Origin of the sequence: Litorimonas haliclonae (assembly GCF_965138505.1) — a bacterium.
Classification (GTDB): domain Bacteria; phylum Pseudomonadota; class Alphaproteobacteria; order Caulobacterales; family Maricaulaceae; genus Litorimonas; species Litorimonas haliclonae.
The window spans coordinates 795339-813035 of the sequence record NZ_CBCSCO010000001.1 but is presented as its reverse complement, the minus strand read 5'-3'; the positions used below and the strand labels follow the sequence as shown (position 1 = coordinate 813035).

The 17697-nt window shown below is 51.2% G+C and carries 14 protein-coding genes; 8 read left to right on the top strand and 6 right to left on the bottom strand.

Annotated elements, in window-relative coordinates:
• Positions 1 to 6: 6 nt before the first annotated feature.
• Positions 7 to 921, top strand: a complete 915-nt coding sequence (locus ACNA05_RS03765) for a sterol desaturase family protein (protein ID WP_415810037.1) — start codon at positions 7 to 9, stop codon at positions 919 to 921.
• Here the strand turns inward: ACNA05_RS03765 and ACNA05_RS03760 are convergent.
• From ACNA05_RS03760 to ACNA05_RS03750, 3 genes are read right to left on the bottom strand one after another with little or no spacing between them, the layout of a single operon-like run.
• Positions 918 to 2654, bottom strand: coding sequence for an alkaline phosphatase D family protein (locus ACNA05_RS03760; protein WP_415810036.1), 1737 nt, complete (start codon positions 2652 to 2654; stop codon positions 918 to 920). The genes ACNA05_RS03765 and ACNA05_RS03760 overlap by 4 nt on opposite strands.
• Before the next feature lie 12 nt (positions 2655 to 2666).
• The gene (locus ACNA05_RS03755; RefSeq protein ID WP_415810035.1) at positions 2667 to 4187 is read right to left on the bottom strand and encodes a phosphomannomutase/phosphoglucomutase; all 1521 of its coding nucleotides are present in this window, start codon (positions 4185 to 4187) and stop codon (positions 2667 to 2669) included.
• A gap of 22 nt (positions 4188 to 4209) precedes the next feature.
• Positions 4210 to 5187: a glycosyltransferase family 2 protein gene (locus ACNA05_RS03750; RefSeq protein ID WP_415810116.1), complete on the bottom strand. Its 978-nt coding sequence runs from the start codon at positions 5185 to 5187 to the stop codon at positions 4210 to 4212.
• Between the two features lie 205 nt (positions 5188 to 5392).
• Between ACNA05_RS03750 and ahcY the strand changes: the two genes are divergently transcribed.
• The 4 genes from ahcY (at position 5393) to ACNA05_RS03730 (ending at position 10109) form a co-directional block, all read left to right on the top strand.
• Positions 5393 to 6802, top strand: a complete 1410-nt coding sequence (gene ahcY, locus ACNA05_RS03745) for an adenosylhomocysteinase (protein ID WP_415810034.1) — start codon at positions 5393 to 5395, stop codon at positions 6800 to 6802.
• A 127-nt stretch (positions 6803 to 6929) separates the two neighbouring features.
• Positions 6930 to 8123: a methionine adenosyltransferase gene (metK, locus tag ACNA05_RS03740; protein WP_415810033.1), complete on the top strand. Its 1194-nt coding sequence runs from the start codon at positions 6930 to 6932 to the stop codon at positions 8121 to 8123.
• Between the two features lie 136 nt (positions 8124 to 8259).
• Positions 8260 to 9678, top strand: a complete 1419-nt coding sequence (locus ACNA05_RS03735) for an amidohydrolase family protein (protein ID WP_415810032.1) — start codon at positions 8260 to 8262, stop codon at positions 9676 to 9678.
• Positions 9679 to 9860: 182 nt separating this feature from the next.
• Positions 9861 to 10109 carry a GlsB/YeaQ/YmgE family stress response membrane protein gene (locus ACNA05_RS03730; protein WP_415810031.1) on the top strand — a complete coding sequence of 83 codons (249 nt, stop codon included), beginning with the start codon at positions 9861 to 9863 and terminating at the stop codon, positions 10107 to 10109.
• A 4-nt stretch (positions 10110 to 10113) separates the two neighbouring features.
• On the opposite strand, the gene ACNA05_RS03725 is transcribed toward ACNA05_RS03730, so the two are convergent.
• Positions 10114 to 10623, bottom strand: a complete 510-nt coding sequence (locus ACNA05_RS03725; RefSeq protein WP_415810030.1) for an energy transducer TonB — start codon at positions 10621 to 10623, stop codon at positions 10114 to 10116.
• Positions 10624 to 10676: 53 nt separating this feature from the next.
• On the opposite strand from ACNA05_RS03725, the gene rimM reads away from it, so the two are divergent.
• The 3 genes from rimM (at position 10677) to ACNA05_RS03710 (ending at position 14084) form a co-directional block, all read left to right on the top strand.
• Entirely contained in the window at positions 10677 to 11210 is a 534-nt protein-coding gene (rimM, locus tag ACNA05_RS03720) for a ribosome maturation factor RimM (protein WP_415810029.1), read from the top strand.
• 149 nt (positions 11211 to 11359) lie between these two features.
• Complete coding sequence (gene ptsP / locus ACNA05_RS03715) at positions 11360 to 13582, top strand: phosphoenolpyruvate--protein phosphotransferase (RefSeq protein WP_415810115.1); 2223 nt, start codon at positions 11360 to 11362, stop codon at positions 13580 to 13582.
• 16 nt (positions 13583 to 13598) lie between these two features.
• Entirely contained in the window at positions 13599 to 14084 is a 486-nt protein-coding gene (locus tag ACNA05_RS03710) for a hypothetical protein (RefSeq protein WP_415810028.1), read from the top strand.
• A gap of 27 nt (positions 14085 to 14111) precedes the next feature.
• Here the strand turns inward: ACNA05_RS03710 and ACNA05_RS03705 are convergent, their stop codons facing one another.
• Both ACNA05_RS03705 and ACNA05_RS03700 read right to left on the bottom strand, forming a co-directional pair.
• A complete protein-coding gene (locus ACNA05_RS03705) occupies positions 14112 to 16820 on the bottom strand; it encodes a porin family protein (RefSeq protein ID WP_415810027.1) in 2709 nt (902 codons plus the stop codon).
• A 109-nt stretch (positions 16821 to 16929) separates the two neighbouring features.
• Positions 16930 to 17661, bottom strand: coding sequence for a M48 family metallopeptidase (locus ACNA05_RS03700; RefSeq protein WP_415810026.1), 732 nt, complete (start codon positions 17659 to 17661; stop codon positions 16930 to 16932).
• Between the last annotated feature and the right edge of the window lie 36 nt (positions 17662 to 17697).

The window sequence follows — 17697 nt, the reverse complement described above, 5'->3', positions numbered from 1 at the left end:
AGACCCATGTCCGAAGCCGAGCTTAGTTTTCCGATGATATTGGCATGGGCCGCGCCTCTTTTTGTTGTGAGCGTTGCGTTGGAGTGGATATTTGTTCACCGTCAAAAATGGGCGGGACGGTATGAAACGCGAGACGCTTTTGCATCCATGACGATGGGAGTGGGCAATCTTGCCAGTGATTTGCTCTTTGGGTTTCTGAGCCTTGGCGTTTTGCTTCTGGCTTGGCGTTTTCGGATTTTTGATTTCGGCCACAGCCTGCCGATTATTGTCTTGGCTTTGATTGCGCAGGATTTCGTCTATTACTGGAAACACCGTATTGCTCATCGCGTGAGATGGTTCTGGAGCGCGCATGTCGTTCATCACAGCTCGGAGCACTACAACCTCACGACTGCTCTGAGACAGCCTTGGAATAATCATTTCACGGGACATATTTTGTTGTCCGTTCCCTTGGTGATACTCGGCTTTCATCCCCTCCTGATTGGATTCGTTGCTAGCTTAAATTTGCTCTATCAATTTTGGATTCATACTGAGGCCGTGGGCAAAATGCCGAATTGGTTCGAGGCAGTTTTCAATACGCCGAGCCATCACCGCGTCCATCACGGCACCAATCCGCAATATCTGGATATGAATTATGCCGGAATTTTCATTATCTGGGACAAACTCTTTGGGACATTTGTTGGCGAACAAGACGATGTCAAAATTGCGTATGGCGTTGTTAAGCCGATTGAAACCTTTAATCCCGCCAAGATAGCTTTCGCCGAATGGGGGAATGTCTTCAGAGATGCGGCGAGGAAAAACCTGACCCTCCGCCAGAGGCTAGGATATATTTTTGGACCGCCCGGATATTCTCACGACGGGTCTCGGCAAACCTCAGAAGATATCAAGCGAGATTTTTACGCTCGCCGAAGCGAGCAGGATTAACCTAATCCGTAAAATAGCGCGCGCTGTTTGAGATTTAATCCCTTGGGAGATCCCACTTTTACAGTTTCTCCGCTTTTACGTAGCGTGAAGGCAGCGGCTTCAAAGGCTTCATAGTCGCGGCTTAGCACTGTGCTGACGCCGACCATACGGGTTTTTATTTTCTTTCGGCTCAGTCGTAAGTCAATATACCCGCTGACCAACGCGTTGTAGTAGCGCGCATCGGCATTAGATTGCGTCAGCAACAGATTGTGATCTGCCGTAGCGTCACCTAGATAAGCAAGCAGCGTCTGAGACGACACAGACGATGTAACAAGTTCAACCCCGTATTTGTTTTCTTCATTTTCCGATTTCAGATCATTGACCCAAAACTCATGCGCGTCCCCGGTCAGGACGACCATGTCATTGACGCCGGCTTCCGTTAAAGCGTCATAGAAGTTTTGTCGCGCGACAGGATAACCGTCCCAACTGTCGGGATAGACGGGCAGAGAGTATTTCGAGAGGGTCAAAAAGGCCCGTACGCCCGCCCAGTCTTTTTCAATTTTCACTAAGGCCGCTTCGTCGATATATGGTGTGAAATCAGGCGTCAGCAAACGGCCCATAATGACTTGGTTCAGGAGAAACCTCCAAGGCTTTCCGACTTGTTTGGACTCCTTCAAAGTTTCGACAATAAAATTTTGTTGATCATGGCCAAACATTTCCCGGCTGGGGTCGTAGAGCTTTTCTCGTTTGAATTTGTCTGCGCCGCCGGGAGCTGTAATCTCGTCTAGGTAATCTTCCACGATGATTTGCTCCGCTCGCGCGGTAAGGCGGGTTTCGACACAAACAAGGCTAGCAAGATCGCCCCATTCAAACGCTCTGTAAATATCAGATCGAGAGCGGCCAAACTTAGGCTCGCGCAAAGGCATCCATTCATAATAAGCCCGAAGAGCCGCCTCCTTACGCGCGTCCCAAGAGCCTTCGCCGTCATTGTGGTTTTCTGCTCCGCCTTTCCAGCTATCATTGGAACTTTCGTGATCATCCCAAACGGCAATGAGCGGCATTTGCGCGGTTGCGTCCTGTAAATTCGGGTCAGATCGATATTGCGCATGACGGCGGCGGTAATCTTCTAAAGCAATAATTTCGGTTTTCGGATCGTGCACCCGATCGGCCAACCTTGGAGACGCATCAGCGGCATATTCATAATAATAATCACCGAGATGGATTAGCGCGTCGAAAGGGTCTTGCTTGGCTTCGCGGGCGATGTGGTCATACACATTAAAATACCCGTGCTGCCAGTTAGCGCAGGAGACGACAGCAAAACGCGCCTCGTCTGTTGGACCGTCCGGTAAGGTTCTCGTGCGTCCTACAGGGGAGACCGTGTCATTCACCCGGAAACGATAAAAATACCACTTACCTGGTTCAAGCCCTTTGGCTTCGATTTTGACAGTGTAGTCCTTGACCACGCCCGTTTTAGTTTCGCCATTGGATACTAAAGAAGTGAATTCGTCAGTTTCTGAGACTTCCCATGTGACCGTTAGCTCGCCGTTTTCCTTTGGCGTGATACGTGTCCAAAGCATCACAGAGTCAGTGAACGGATCGCCGGACGCGACGCCGTGGGAAAAGCGCCCCGTTCGGGTTTCGCTTTTTGCGGTAAAGGGCGTCCTTTTTGCATCGGAGCAAGCCGCTAGAGAGCCCCCGGCCAGTCCGCCTAATATACCGCGGCGAGTAGGGAGGTTGGTAAAGGGTTTTGTCATGGGCTCACTAACTTAAATCTTTTGATCAAACTCACCGATTTCGGGGTGCCCCGCAAGGCGGCGCTCAATCTCGCGGAACATACCAATCATATTTTCTTCTGAAGCCGGGCTTTCGACAACCACGACCAGGTTTGGCGTGTTGGAGCTGGCCCGCATAAGGCCCCACGTCCCGTCTTCCAAGGTCATACGCACGCCATTGACCGTATTCACATCGACTATTTTTTGGCCGAGAATAGTCTCTCCGGCCTGGGCGTCCTTTTGCGCTTCGGCGATGATTTTCTCTATCACGTCGTATTTCTCTTCATCCGCGCAATAAGGCGACATGGTAGGGCTGCCCCACGTCATCGGGAGGTCGCGTCGGAGGTCTGCCATAGATTTTTCTGGGTTGCGGTCCAACATTTGCAAAATGGCGATTGCGCTGACGAGACCGTCATCATAGCCGCGCCCAATTGGAGCGTTAAAGAAATAATGACCTGACTTTTCAAAGCCGACCAAGGCGTCAAGCTCATTAACGCGGCGTTTAATGTAGGAATGACCGGTTTTGTAATAATCCGTTTTTGCACCATTTTCAATTAAGACGGGATCGGTATTGTAAAGACCTGTCGACTTCACATCGACGACAAATTGCGCGTCCTTATGAATTGCGGACAGATCGCGCGCGAGCATGACGCCAACCTTATCGGCGAAGATTTCCTCGCCCTCATTATCGACTACGCCGCAGCGGTCACCGTCGCCGTCAAAGCCCAAGCCGACGTCAGCGCTATTCGCTTTTACGGCGTCTGCCATAGCGTGAAGCATTTTCATATCTTCGGGGTTCGGATTATAATTTGGGAAGGTGTAATCAAGCTCGCACTCAACGGGCACGACCTCTGCGCCGATAGCCGTCAGAACCTCCTCAGCAAACGCGCCCGCTGTCCCATTACCGCAAGCCGCGACAACTTTGATCTTATTCTCCAGTTTAATGCCTTTGGTTAAATCTTTAATATACGCGTCTCTGACGCCGTCGACATATTTGTATGATCCGCCTGATCGAGCTTTGGATTCCGCGTTCAAAACGATGTTTTTTAATCGAGACATTTCATCCGGGCCAAAGGTCAAAGGCGCTTCGATCCCCATTTTGACGCCCGTCCAACCGTTTTTGTTGTGGCTGGCCGTCACCATAGCCACTCCGGCGGCGTCGAGGTGAAATTGCGCGAAATACGCCATAGGAGAGAGAGCGAGACCGATATCCAGAACCTCGATTCCGGCATTGATAAGACCAAGCATCAGCGCCTGTTTAATACCGAGGGAGTAATGCCGGAAATCATGCCCCACCGCGATTTTTGGATCGACCCCGCGCTCATACATCAATGTCCCTAAACCTTCGCCGAGCGCCTGAACGCCGTAGAGGTTCAGCTCTGAGGGTTTTTCCTCTGAGGGCAGGCCAAACCACCACCGGGCGTCATATTCGCGAAAGCCCGTCGGTTTAACAAGCGGCTGAGTTTCAATCTCAATCGTGTTTGACGAAATGGCGGGAGAGGGTTTGCGGGTCATAATATATGTTCCGTGAGGCAATTTATGTGTCGAGGCTTTTCGTCTTTACAGGGGCGCGTTTCAAGACTTTTAAAGGAGACCAGCCAAAGCTTCGCAAAAGGTTCATGAGACGAACTTTGCGTTTGGCTATGACCTGTTCGGCTCTAGGGCGTTTGAAAAACCCGTCGCGCATTCCGCGGAAAGTCGGTCCAAACCGTCCGGGTCGAAACGCCGACCACCCCAGAACGAACAGATTTGTGGCGATATGGGCGGGCCCTAAAAACAAGAGCAGAGGAAAGGGCATGTTCTTGACGAAAGTCCAGATACGGTTTCGAGTTCCATAATAGACAGCGAAGTCCGAGGCCCGACCCGAAATGCCGCTGCTGACATGGTCAATTTTCGCTTCGGCGCTTTGCACACACATGCCGCCATCCAGACGCATCCGGAAAGCGATATCGACGTCTTCGTGATAGCAAAAAAACGTTTCATCAAATCCGCCAAGCTTCAGGAAGGTTTCCCGGTGATATACTGACCCGGCCCCGCATGGGCCAAAGCATTCCCGATCAAATACTGGCTCTACCGGATGACCAAACCCGGCTCGCCATGCGAGGCCAAAGGCGTGATATTCATCTCCAAGACCATCAAAAATTTCTGGCTCTAAGGCCATGTATTGGGTGCTGCCGATCATGGTGGCTTCGGGATAGCATTGCGCGGCTTGAAGCAATTTTTCTAACCAGTTGGAATGAGCAAAAGCATCCGGATTTAAGAGCACGAGCCATTCGCCTTTGGCCTGCTGCGCCGCAATATTATTCCCTTTGGCAAATCCTGTGTTTTCGCTTTGTGGAAGGAGTGTGAACCGATCGTCCAATTCAGGCAGAGCGCTAAATGAATTATCGGAAGATCCGTTGTCGACTATAAAGCACTCAAAGTCCGTAAATGTCTGCGCGGCGACGGAGGCGACGCTTCGCGCTAGCCAATCGCCGGCATTGAAATTCACAATAATAACAGAAAATTTTGGAATCGGATCGCTCTACTTTTGGTGGCCTCGTATAGGGCCTGTAAACTGACCTGTCATGAAGCAAATTCAAGGGGTCGTTTGAATGCCCCGTTAACTGTGAGGGCATATAAAGAAAACGTTATATGCAGTTGACGTTGTACTGCTTTCAGACTAATGGCCCCTCAAACCGTAACCTTTTCCTAAGAGGCGCCCAAGAGGCGATATTGATATGAGTAAGTCTGATTACATCGTCAAAGACATCAGCCTGGCTGAATATGGCCGCAAAGAGCTGGACATCGCTGAAACTGAGATGCCGGGCCTTATGGCGCTGCGCGAAGAGTTCGGCGCAGAACAGCCTTTAAAGGGCGCCCGCATCGTCGGCTCGCTGCACATGACAATTCAAACCGCTGTTCTGATTGAAACGCTAACCGCTTTGGGCGCAGACGTTCGTTGGGCGTCTTGCAACATCTATTCAACTCAAGACCACGCCGCTGCCGCTATTGCTGCTGCTGGCGTCCCTGTGTTTGCTATCAAAGGCCAGACACTAGAAGAGCATTGGGATTATCTCGACAAATCATTCCTGTTCGAAGACGGCCCAAATATCATTCTCGATGATGGCGGCGACGCAACGCTCTATATTATCATGGGCGCTCGTGTCGAAGCCGGGGAAACAAACCTGATCGAAGGCGAGCCCGGCTCCGAAGAAGAAGCGGCCGTGTTCGCTCAGATCAAGAAGCGTCTGGACGCCAGCCCGGGCTGGTTTACAAAAATGCGCGACCAGATCGTGGGTGTGTCCGAAGAAACCACTACAGGGGTTCACCGCCTTTACGAATTACAGCGTGAAGGTCGTCTGCCTTTCCCGGCTATTAACGTGAACGACTCCGTCACCAAGTCCAAATTCGATAATAAATACGGCTGTAAAGAGTCTCTCGTGGACGGCATTCGCCGCGCGACGGACACGATGATGGCAGGGAAAACGGCCGTTGTGCTCGGATATGGCGACGTCGGCAAAGGCTCTGCCGCCTCTCTTCGCGGTGCGGGCGCGCGTGTGAAGGTCACCGAAGTTGATCCGATTTGTGCGCTTCAAGCGGCTATGGACGGGTTTGAGGTTACGACACTCGAAGACACGCTTTCCACGGCGGATATTTTTGTCACGACCACAGGCAACAAAGACGTCATCCGCCTCGAGCATATGCGCGAGATGAAAGACATGGCCATTGTCGGCAATATCGGTCACTTTGATAATGAAATCCAAGTCGCATCCCTGAAAAACCTGCAATGGACAAATATTAAGGACCAAGTGGATATGGTGACCTTCCCAAAAGGCAACCGCATGATCCTCTTGTCTCAAGGGCGTTTGCTGAACCTCGGTAATGCAACAGGCCATCCGTCTTTTGTGATGTCAGCCTCTTTCACAAACCAGGTTCTGGCACAAATGGAACTTTGGGAAGACTCCAAAGCGTCTAATCGTAAATATGAAAACAAGGTCTATATGCTGCCTAAGCATCTGGACGAAAAAGTCGCCCGTCTTCACCTCGAAAAAATCGGCGTGAAACTCACAGAAATGTCTCAAGAACAAGCTGATTATATCGGCGTGTCTAAAGAGGGGCCGTACAAGCCAGAACATTACCGCTACTAGGCGGCGTATTTCTAATAAAATGCGGGGCGGCAACGCCCCGTTTTACCCTTTTAAATCAAGCTTCCATCCAAAAGCCTCTTAATAATAATAAAAAGCGAAGAGCCTTAAAATCTGAAAGGTGCCCAAAATGGCCCGTAAAACCTATCACTTCACGTCCGAGTCTGTTTCTGAAGGTCACCCGGATAAAGTCGCCGACCGTATTTCCGACGAAATTGTTGATCTGTATTTCCGCAGATCTATCGCAGCGGGCATGTCCCCATGGGAGGTACGTGTGGCCGCTGAAACTCTGACGACGACCAATAAAGTCGTTATTGCAGGTGAAACGCGCGGGATGGATGTGTCCAAAGACGATGTTGAGGCTGTCGCCCGCGCCGCCATTAAAGACATTGGATACGAGCAGTCCGGCTTTCACCACGCCCACGCAGATGTCGAAGTTCTTCTCCACGCTCAGTCCGTTGATATTGCAGCGGGCGTAGATGAAGGTACTGGGCTTCATACAGAAGAGGGTGCAGGGGATCAGGGCATCATGTTCGGATATGCTTCGAATGAAGTGCCGGAGGCGTTAATGCCGGCCCCGGTTTATTACAGCCACAAGATTCTTGAGCGTTTGGCCGAAGTTCGCCATTCCGGCAAAGAATCCGGCTTGGAGCCCGATGCGAAATCCCAGGTTTCTGTGAAGTATGAAGATGGTAAGCCAGTCGGCGCCTCCGCGATTGTGTTGTCGACACAGCACAAAGACGGTCTATCCTCTGCCGACGTGTCTGACATTGTCATGCCTTACATCCGAGAAGTCATGCCCGAAGGCTGGATCACCGATGAAACGATCTTCCACATCAACCCGACAGGTAAATTTGTCATTGGCGGGCCAGATGGCGACGCCGGACTGACAGGACGTAAAATTATTGTCGATACCTACGGCGGAATGGCGCCTCATGGCGGCGGCGCTTTCTCCGGTAAAGATCCAACGAAGGTTGACCGTTCTGCGGCCTACGCGTCTCGCTACCTTGCGAAAAATATTGTCGCCTCCGGTCTCGTTGACTGGGCGAATATTCAACTCTCCTACGCGATTGGGGTGTCAGAGCCGACGTCTATTTATGTTGAACTAGACGGAGAACATTCTGCTCTCGCTGAGCGTTTGGAGGAAGTATTGCCCAAGCTGATGTCTTTGACGCCTCGCGGCATTCGTTCGCATTTGAACCTTAACCAAGCGATTTATGCGCCGACCTCTGCTTACGGGCACTTTGGCCGGACGCCGACGGAAGAAGGTCACTTCTCTTGGGAGAAGACTGATTTGGTCGAGGCGATCAAAAAGGCCGTTTAAGGTTTAAACAGCTAATCTTATGGTCTGATAGACAGGCCTTGAAAATCACCCCATAAGGCTCCCAGAATTAATTGGAGAGCGTTATGGGGTTTTCTATTGTGACAAACCAATCCACTGCAGATGTCGGGGGTGCCGTATGAAATCTTTATATCTCGGCCTTTTGGCAAGCCTGACCTTTATTGCCTGTGATCAGAATGAGGGCGTGAATTTTGATATCTTAATCAAAAACGCAAATATCGTGGATACGCAAACAGGTGATATTCTCCAAAATCAATACATTGGTATTAATGGCGAGATTATAGAAAAAATCGCTTCGCTTGATGGCTCAGCAGACTGGAACGGCAGTCAAATAATTGAGGCCAAAGGTAAATACGTTATTCCCGGCCTGTGGGATATGCATATGCATTTCGGGGACGAAACCCTTGTCGATGAAAACAAAAATATGTTGCCGCTCTATCTCGCGAATGGCGTGACAACCATTAGGGATTGCGCGGCGGATATCAGTACGGACGTGCTGAACTGGCGCGACCAAATAGAGAGCGAAGGCCTTTTGGGGCCGACCATTTTTACGGCGGGACCCAAATTGGAAGGGAAAGACTCTATTTGGCCAGGCGATCTGGAAATAGACTCAGAGGCGGAGTTAACGGCGGCATTAGATAAACTAGACAGCTTAAAAGTCGATTTCGTGAAAATAACGGATAATACTTTGTCCCCGGAATTATTCCTGAAAAGCGTAAAGGCCGCGACCCGCAGGGGCTATGCAACCTCCGCCCATATTCCTTTCGAACTGACAATCCAAGACGTCTCAGAAGCCGGATTATCTACGGTCGAACACATGGCCTATATGCTCAAGGCGGGTTCCGCTCAGGAGAGCGAAATCATTAATGCCTATAGAAACGGGGAAATAGACAAAGCCGCAGCAAGCGCTCAGCTAGAAGAAAGTTTTGACAACTCCACGGCCAGAAAGCGGTATAAACATTTGGCGAAAAATGGAACCGCTGTCGTGCCCACATTGATCGGGAGCCGTATCACGTCTTATCTGGATGAGGATGATCATTTATCTGATCCTGAACTCCAATATATCGGCCCCGGAATTATCAAAACCTATGACTGGCGCGTCAACAGGGCCAATAAGGCGTCCGTAGAAGAGATTGCCGCTCGAAAAGCGCACTATCAAAAGCTTGTAAGCCTTTTGCCCGTGGTTCAGGAATCCGGAATGGACATCATTGCCGGTACAGATGCGGGGTTTTTAAACTCCTATATCTACCCAGGTTTCGCCTTGCATGACGAGCTGGAAATCTATCAGGAAAGCGGCCTGACGCCACTCCAAACTTTACAAACTTCGGTGGTCAACGGGCCGAAATACTTTGGACTAGAAGATAGATACGGAAGTGTGAGCGAAGGGAAAATAGCGGATTTGTTGATATTAAACAGCAATCCTGTTGAAGACATCAGGGCGACAAGGGAGATATACGGATTGGTAAAAAAGGCGAAAGTTTACGACAAAATCCAACTCGATAATATGCTTGAGGATGTGAAGAATAGAAACAAATAGATACAGATCGTCCGCTATTTTGAAGGAGCAAGCGATCCTGGCCTCGTGAAGCTTAAAGACAGGTTTGGCTCCTGACCCGGCGGCAGAGGCGCTTTAACCGTCGATGAAAAGATAAGACCCTGAGACGGTAGACAGGTTCTGCAATTCAACCCATATTGTGCCCTTTAATAATGGAGAGCGTTATGGGGTTCATTGGAACGATAATCATTGGGTTCTTGGCTGGGGTTGTTGCCCGCTTCCTCATTCCGGGAAAAACACGCCCCGGCGGAATTATAATGACCACGATTGTGGGCATCCTTGGGGCTTTGCTGGCTACCTATTTGGGCGGGTTGCTCGGGGTTTATGAAGTCGATGAGGCTGCCGGCTTTATCGGCGCGGTCGTCGGCTCCATCATTCTTCTTCTGATCTATGGGAAGGTCACCAAAGGTTAGGCCATTAACTTACAAGCTCGCCGCAAGTCGTCTCGGTGATGAAGTTTTTATCGAGCCACTTGCGGTAAGCTGTGCGGTCTCGGGGAGGCGGGGTCGGTTCGGCCCCCTCCCTCAGGGACAAATATCCTGTTGAGCTAGGTATCAGGCTGCCTTCAACCGTAGCGATATTGAATCTCATCAACGTTGTTTCGTCTAACCAGACTACTGGTTTTCCGTTTTTCATAGCGGGAGAGAATTCCCACCTAGAAACGGCGTCTTTAGAGCTTTCAGCAAATACGGGATTTGTGCAGTAACTTGTATTTACGTTTACAGGCGATCCAGAGCGGTTCACATTAAAGACCATACAGCAATACCCGCTTTCTCTTGCCTGGCGCGGCATAGTGGGCGGTACCTGCTTTGTTACTTCTGCGGCTCTCGTCCCATTTTCGTCAAGTGATTGACCGTTTGCGGGGGCTGCGTTTGCGAGAAGGCCTAATCCCATTAGAGCAGCGATAACGCTAATATACTTTTTCATTCGCTCAGGGTAGGGAGGCGAATTATACGCGTCAATTGCCAAGGGCAAAATAAATGAACGAAGAAACTGCAAACACCCTCATTTGTGTGGCCGCCATTGCCGGAGCCTTCGGGGTAAAAGGCGAGGTGAAAATCAAATCTTTCACCGAAACACCTGAAAACTGCGTGACCTATGGCCCTTTACTCAATGAAGCCGGAGAGGTTGTACTGACTCCGAAAACCCACCGCGTCATGAAAAACTTTGTGGCCGTTACCGCCCCGGAAGTCACCACGCCGGAAGATGCGGAGGCTCTAAAATCAACTCAGCTTTTCGTCCTTCGGGAAAAGCTGCCGACGCCTGAAGAGGATGATTTCTATTATTCCGATCTGGTGGGGCTGGATGTGAAGTCAAATGATGGAAAACGCATCGGCCAAGTCGTGGCTGTACACCAATTCGGCGCAGGTGATATGCTGGAAATCGCCCCGCATATGGACAAGAAAACTAAAAAAACGCCGGCCAGTTTTTTCCACCCCTTTACCAAGGCGGCAACGCCAAAAGTGGATATTCCTGCGGGGCGCCTGATAATTGTTCCCCAAGAGGCGGAGTAAGCCCCGAAACCTCTTAGAACTTCTGATTAACTGGAATTCATAAATTCAATTAGGGCAATCTCAGATTCCTTTGCTATAGAAGGGGCGTGAGTATTGAGCCGAACATAAAAACAAACCCGCCAAAACTCATGCGGGCTATTCGCGCGGCGATGGCCGGGACGGAGTCTGTTCAGGGACGTTTGGACGGATTTGTGACGGCTATTTCTGCGGCGATGCAGGTCAAGGTGGCTTCGGTTTATTTGCTCCGAAAAGGCGACGAACTGGAATTATCAGCTACTGAAGGCCTAAAGAAATCAGCCGTCCATAAAACACGTTTGAAACCCGGCGAAGGTCTGGTTGGCCATGTTTGTTTGACAGCGCGTCCGCTTAATCTGGCTGACGCCCCCAGCCATCCGCTCTTTTCTTACCGTCCTGAAACGGCAGAAGATCCGTTCCGTTCTTTTCTCGGTGTACCGGTTTTGCGCGGCAGCCGCGTCCTCGGGGTTTTGGTGGTTCAATCTGAAGACGCGCGGAGCTTTAACGAAGAAGAGGTCGAAGACCTCTTAACCGTTGCCATGGTGATTGGGGAAATCATCGTGGACGACGAACGTGTCGGCGGGAAAAAAGCGGCGTTAAAAGGCATCACGCTCGCCGCAACCAAACCGGAGACATTAAAAGGCAAAGCCTTTGCGGACGGCCTCGCGCAGGGACACGCTTATCTTCACCTTCCGCCTGTTCCGCCCGCCAATCTTTTATCTGAAAATATTGCCGCCGAAGAAATCCGGCTGGAAGAGGGTATTAAAAAGCTCCGCGCCTCGGTTGATACAATGGTATCCGGAGAAGCCGCCGGCATATCCAGAGCGTCGAAAGAGATTTACGAGACTTATCGCATGTTCGCCTATGACCGGAAATGGGTCGGGCGACTTCGCGAAGCCGTGCATTCCGGATTAAAGGCGGAGGCGGCGGTCGAACGTGTCCGGAATGAGCATCGGGCGCGTTTGATGAAATCCCGCGATGCCTATTTGCGGGCCCGCCTGCATGATTTGGAAGACCTCGCCAATCGTCTGTTAAGGGCCCTGTCGGGCGAAGCTCTGATGCCAGGAAATAAGAATATTTCCGATGACGCCGTAATTTTCGCCCGGGAAATCGGTCCAGCCGAATTACTGGATTATGACCGGACAAAGTTACGCGCCATAGTTTTAGAAGAAGGCGCGGCAAGCTCTCATACCTCTATCATTTGCCGGGCGCTCGGCATACCGCTCGTCGGCCGCGCCGAAGGCGTGTTGGACCAAATCGAAACAGGGGATGACGTTCTGGTCGATGGGGAAACCGGGGTCGTGCACATTCGTCCGCTAGAGTCGCAAATACATGGCTTTGAACTCCGCCAGACGGTGCGCGGCGAAATGGCCAGAGCCTATGACGCGCTGCGACTTAAACCAGCGAAAACCAAAGACGGGCTAAATATATCTCTTCAATTAAATGCAGGGCTTCTCGTCGATTTGCCTCAAATGGATATTTCGGGGGCGGACGGAATTGGGCTATTCCGGACCGAGTTTCAGTTTATGGTGAGTGATTTCATGCCGAAGCTGAAAGAGCAGACGCAGCTCTATCGGGAAGCTATGGACGCGGCAGGCGATCGCCCGGTCACATTCCGAACGTTGGATCTGGGATCGGACAAAATCCTGCCCTATATGGACCCCGTGCCGGAAGAAAACCCGGCCATGGGATGGCGGTCCATCCGAATTGCTTTAGATCGTCCCGGATTGATGCGCTATCAATTACGCGCTCTCGTAGCGGCCGGCGCTGGACGGCACTTGCGGGTCATGTTCCCCATGGTCACCACGGTGGATGAAATGGTCGCGGCGAGGGCTTTGCTAAACCGCGAAGTCGAGCGAGCCAAAAACCTCGCCCATGAGTTGCCTAGAAAGATTGAAATTGGCGTTATGCTAGAAACCCCGTCTCTGGCTTGGCAGGTCAACGCCGTTTGTGACCATGCCGATTTTGTTAGTGTCGGGGCGAATGACCTTATGCAGTTTTTCTTCGCCGCTGACCGCGATAATTCCCGGGTTTCCGATCGGTATGATCCCCTTCACCCGGCGGCGCTCTCTATCCTCAAATTCATCGCGGCGGGTTGCAAAATGAACGACACGCCCGTGAGCGTCTGCGGAGAAATAGCCGGACGCCCGTTAGAGGCAGCCTGCCTTGTGGCTTTGGGCTATGAAACTCTTTCCATGCCAGTGACGGGGATTGGGCCCGTTAAATCGGCTCTTCTCGCATTAGATGCGGAAAAGCTGCGCGCCGAAATCGAACCCCACCTAAATATAAATACACGCCTTTCCTCATTACGTGACATCGTTAAAAAGTTCTGTGAGAGAGAAGGTATACCCGTTTAATTAGTCAGGATTTATAATGCGATTTAGAAAACTTTCCACGTCAGTCTTTTGCGCGGTTGCCTCGGCTACTCTACTTTCGACCTGTGGAGACACAACCTCGCAGCCGGAAATCGAAGGCGCTGACGCTCCAAATGCAGAAGCAACCCAGGAAAAGACCCTCGCGGCGGATGGGCGGATCGTTATTTCTTCTTTGCCTAAAGTTAGCGAGCCGAATGCCTGTATCTTGCCGATAACAATTACCAACGGCACAGAGACAGAGACAATCGTTTCAATGATGGGGTTCAAGATTACGGGATCTGGTCAGGATGATAGTGGCAATATGTTCGCGCAGACCGTTTCTCCGGGCGAGACGAATACAGCGCGCCTCTTATTCCCAACGCGCCAATGCGAAGAGCTAAGCGTGATTACAGCTCCGGACCTGACTTGCCAAAGCGGGGGGAAAGATTGTTCTGACGCTATTGAGTTCGAAGCCCAAGACGGCCTGATTTTTCAGCGCGAATAAGAACCATTTGGCCAAGGTTCCTGCCGCTCACCCCCGGCCTCTGCGCTCTGGGGCGGTGCTGAACAGCTTTCGAATAGAAAACATAACGGTACGGCCCAAGGGATCGAGCGCATCTTCTTCATACCCAAAAGGGACCTGTCCGGCCACGTCAATAACGGACTGTTTTGAATTCGTGATATTATCAATATCAATCGAGAAACGAAGATTTCGGCGCCAACTATCCCGGCTCACGGGACGACCTTCGGACGTGCGACCCAAATCATAATAAAGTCGCAAATCCGCTGTTGTCAGGGGGGCAAATTGCAAGGTCCCAAGATCTGAACTTGCGGCTGAAAGCTCGGTGCCGCTTTGATAAGTCAGTGACAACCGGCCTCCCATATTTTTGTGGCGAAGACTTACCCGCGTTTCGATTTCATGTTCAGGCTCGCCGCCTTGTTGCCCGAAGCCTCCGCCGTTTAAGAGATCGAAGACCGGTCCGTCTTCGCTAAATCTGAATTCATCCGTAAGGCGCAATGTGTGATAAATCGACAGACCCAACTGCGTAGAATTACCGTCGCCGCCTCGTCCGCCGCTTCTCGGCCCGCCGGAACCTCTATTCGGTGGTCCATCGCCCCGGCGAGAAGAATTATTTCCTTCTCTTTCCTGAGACGACCCAAACCGTTTCCGCCAATTAAATCCTGTCCGCAGAGACTCTTTATCAACCTGATAGGCATTTACGGGCCGCGCATCTAAACTAACCAGATTGCCAAAATCGTCCCGCGCAAGTCTGTCCGGAAAAGCCTCGGCAAGTTGCGGCGTCAAAAATGGAAACGAGGTGATAGAGTTTTCGGTTTTACGAGAGAGGTATCGGGTATTGAATTGCAGCTCCCGACTAGGGCTATATCGCGCGGTGATCCGGAAATCACGCTGTTTTTCGGGCAATAAGGTCGGGTTTCCGCCGGTAATTCTATCAATGAAAACAGCATTGCCGGTGTCAAAATCTGTGAAGCGAACGTTATTTTCAACAATTATCGGATTACCAATATTCGAAAGGCTTGGCGCGTTTTGGGTCTGGTCCACAGATCCTTCAAGGGAGAGATTATTGCTAACGTCCCAACGCAATCCCGTGCCGTAACCTTCCAAAGTGCCTACTGCTTCGACATCCTTTAGCGCTCCGTTCAAACGCAAAGAAACATTGCCTGCTCGCTCATCCCGGCCGCCAGCAGATCCTAAGAGAGGTATATTCGTCTCCCCGCTGAGCTCTGTGACTCGGCGCGAGAGGTAGATGTCAGTTTGAGCGGTTTCAAATCGCGTCATCGATTCGAGGTCCGTCTTTGTATATTCCAAACCAACGGAGCCAGTCATATCTCCGGCGGGAAGAGCGAAGAGAGTTCCGTTCACCCGGCCTTTAATATTGAAGTTCTCCTGCTCCCGCTCACTGAGGGAAAGCTCCGACAGCGAAAACTCTGCGAACGGATTCAAATCGGGATCGTTTGCAATGATAGCATTTTGCAAGTCGTCCGCAGTGAGCGCGCGGTTTGTCTCTGTTTTACCTGTCGCTTTCGAGTAAGCGCTTTCGAGAGACCAGCGCCACCCTGGGTAATCTCCGAAAACACTTAATGTTGCGCCAATGTCAGAGGTATCACTTTCCTGAATATTAGGATCTCCGAGCCTGAACAGAGACACGTCATTTTCGAAAGGAGAAAACGAGTTGTCGCTGGGGATTAAAAAGTTTGAACTGATCAATCCGCGCCGACTGTCAGACTGGGTGAAATCTGTATTAAACCCTGCAGTCACGGACAGCCTCTCGCCGACCGGACGGAAATAACTGCCTCCAATAGAAATGGTTTCTGTTTCAGGGAGCAGGTCCCGGTAGAGCTGAGTGTCGACGGGCGCGGTCTGATTTGCGCTCGGGAGAAAATCTTCCACTGAAAGAACATTGCTGGAAAGGGGGCGCGGAATGAGCGCCGAAAAAACGGGCGCTCCGGAGAGACGAGATAGCTCGGAGTCCAGTTCGGACGCCCCGTCTGGCGCGGTAAGCGTGCCGGCAAAGGAGAACGGCCCGTCATCATCGCTGAACGAAATGTCGCGTTCCGTTTCTCCGAGGTTGCTTGCGATTTCATAGCTTAGGTCGAGAGACAGCCGCGTTTCATTGATAATCTTTAAATAATTAGCGCTGGCTTCTCCGGAATGGCGCCCGCCTTCGGTCGATGTTCCGCCTTCCAACTCGGCGGTCAGAGCGTTGAATCGGTTTCTTAGTACAAAGTTTAAAACGCGCCGATTTGGGCTGGAAGAAAATTTTAGTGAGGCATCAGGCGGAAGAAGATCGACGCGGCGAATAGCTTCGGATGGGAAGCTTCTGATTTGTCTTCGGCTCTGAACCGGACGGCCATTTAACAAAATGATCGGAGGCTCAGAGGAATCTGATCCAATTTCGGCGTTTATGGCCTCTATCAGTTCGCCGATATCCGTGGTTCCCAGCGCGCGAATATCACCCGTCCCAAACTGAACATCCGGCGTGATAATGTCGACAGAGGAAAATTGCTGACGCGTTCCTGTTACGATGATTTCGTCTTCCACTAAGAGGTCATCGGCAAAAGTTTCCTCGAGTAAGGCTTCCGTTTCTGTTTCTGCCTCTGTCTCTGTCTCGACTTGAGCCCCGGCTGCTATTGGCCAGGCCCAGAGAGGGGCGGATAGAGCCAAAATCAAACAGGTAGCCCAAGCGGACATATTTGCAGGGCGAGAGGTGTTGGTCATGGAAAAGGGCCTATAGATACCGTGAAAATTAATCTTCACGCCATAAACGGATCAGGCCTGATTAACCTTCGCAGAAATCTGTGAAATGTTCGTAATAAATTATATGAAATTAAAACTCTGCACCTACAGCGTGCAAATGCGCCCCGTTCTGATTGAGCCATTTTTTGGATTTCTTTACGTCATCATTAATTGACTCACACACATCCCAAAACGCTTGGGAGTGATTGGCTTCTACCATATGCGCGCATTCGTGAGCTGCGACATAATCAAGGACATAAGCCGGGGCGCAAATGAGCCGCCAGCTATAGCTGATATGGCCTTCGCCTTTGCGGGTAATACATGACCCCCAGCGCGAAGAGGTGTCCCGCACACTGACCTTACCGATCCGTTTGCCGAGTTTTTCGGCATAGTGATGGCTCGCTGCTTCTAACTCCTCCCGCGCCTCACGAATGAGAAACCGCCTGACACGCCCCGGGAAACTCTCTAGGTCAGGGGAGGGCACCACAATCTTGCGCATGGCGTTGTCAACTTTGGCTCTGCCGCGACCTTCGGGCTTAATGAGGCGATAGGGAACGCCGCGATAGAGAATGCTCTCTCCTGGCACGAAAGGCTGAGGTGGAGGCAGGGTTTCCAGCTGCACATCTATCCAATCGGCTTGCTGACGGGCAAATTTCTGGGCAGCTTTGAAATGGCGCAGGCCGGGAACGACGACATGGACCTCGCGTTCAGAGGTCTTGACCTTTAAAGATATGCGCCGGGCTCTGTCGCTAAGCACATATGTAATACGGGGGTCATGATTGTCGCGTAAAGGAAAAGCTTCTTTTGATGGCGTCTCTGGCATGCTACCAGACAGCCACTGTCGGGCTTTTTGACTCGC

Excerpts from the sequence above, each read along its gene's own strand:
- ACNA05_RS03765 (WP_415810037.1), top strand. The coding sequence starts at position 7 with ATGTCCGAAGCCGAGCTTAGTTTTCCGATGATATTGGCATGGGCCGCG.
- ACNA05_RS03760 (WP_415810036.1), bottom strand. The coding sequence starts at position 2,654 with ATGACAAAACCCTTTACCAACCTCCCTACTCGCCGCGGTATATTAGGC.
- ACNA05_RS03755 (WP_415810035.1), bottom strand. The coding sequence starts at position 4,187 with ATGACCCGCAAACCCTCTCCCGCCATTTCGTCAAACACGATTGAGATT.
- ahcY (WP_415810034.1), top strand. The coding sequence starts at position 5,393 with ATGAGTAAGTCTGATTACATCGTCAAAGACATCAGCCTGGCTGAATAT.
- metK (WP_415810033.1), top strand. The coding sequence starts at position 6,930 with ATGGCCCGTAAAACCTATCACTTCACGTCCGAGTCTGTTTCTGAAGGT.
- ACNA05_RS03735 (WP_415810032.1), top strand. The coding sequence starts at position 8,260 with ATGAAATCTTTATATCTCGGCCTTTTGGCAAGCCTGACCTTTATTGCC.
- ACNA05_RS03730 (WP_415810031.1), top strand. The coding sequence starts at position 9,861 with ATGGGGTTCATTGGAACGATAATCATTGGGTTCTTGGCTGGGGTTGTT.
- ACNA05_RS03725 (WP_415810030.1), bottom strand. The coding sequence starts at position 10,623 with ATGAAAAAGTATATTAGCGTTATCGCTGCTCTAATGGGATTAGGCCTT.
- rimM (WP_415810029.1), top strand. The coding sequence starts at position 10,677 with ATGAACGAAGAAACTGCAAACACCCTCATTTGTGTGGCCGCCATTGCC.
- ptsP (WP_415810115.1), top strand. The coding sequence starts at position 11,360 with ATGGCCGGGACGGAGTCTGTTCAGGGACGTTTGGACGGATTTGTGACG.
- ACNA05_RS03710 (WP_415810028.1), top strand. The coding sequence starts at position 13,599 with ATGCGATTTAGAAAACTTTCCACGTCAGTCTTTTGCGCGGTTGCCTCG.
- ACNA05_RS03705 (WP_415810027.1), bottom strand. The coding sequence starts at position 16,820 with ATGACCAACACCTCTCGCCCTGCAAATATGTCCGCTTGGGCTACCTGT.
- ACNA05_RS03700 (WP_415810026.1), bottom strand. The coding sequence starts at position 17,661 with ATGCCAGAGACGCCATCAAAAGAAGCTTTTCCTTTACGCGACAATCAT.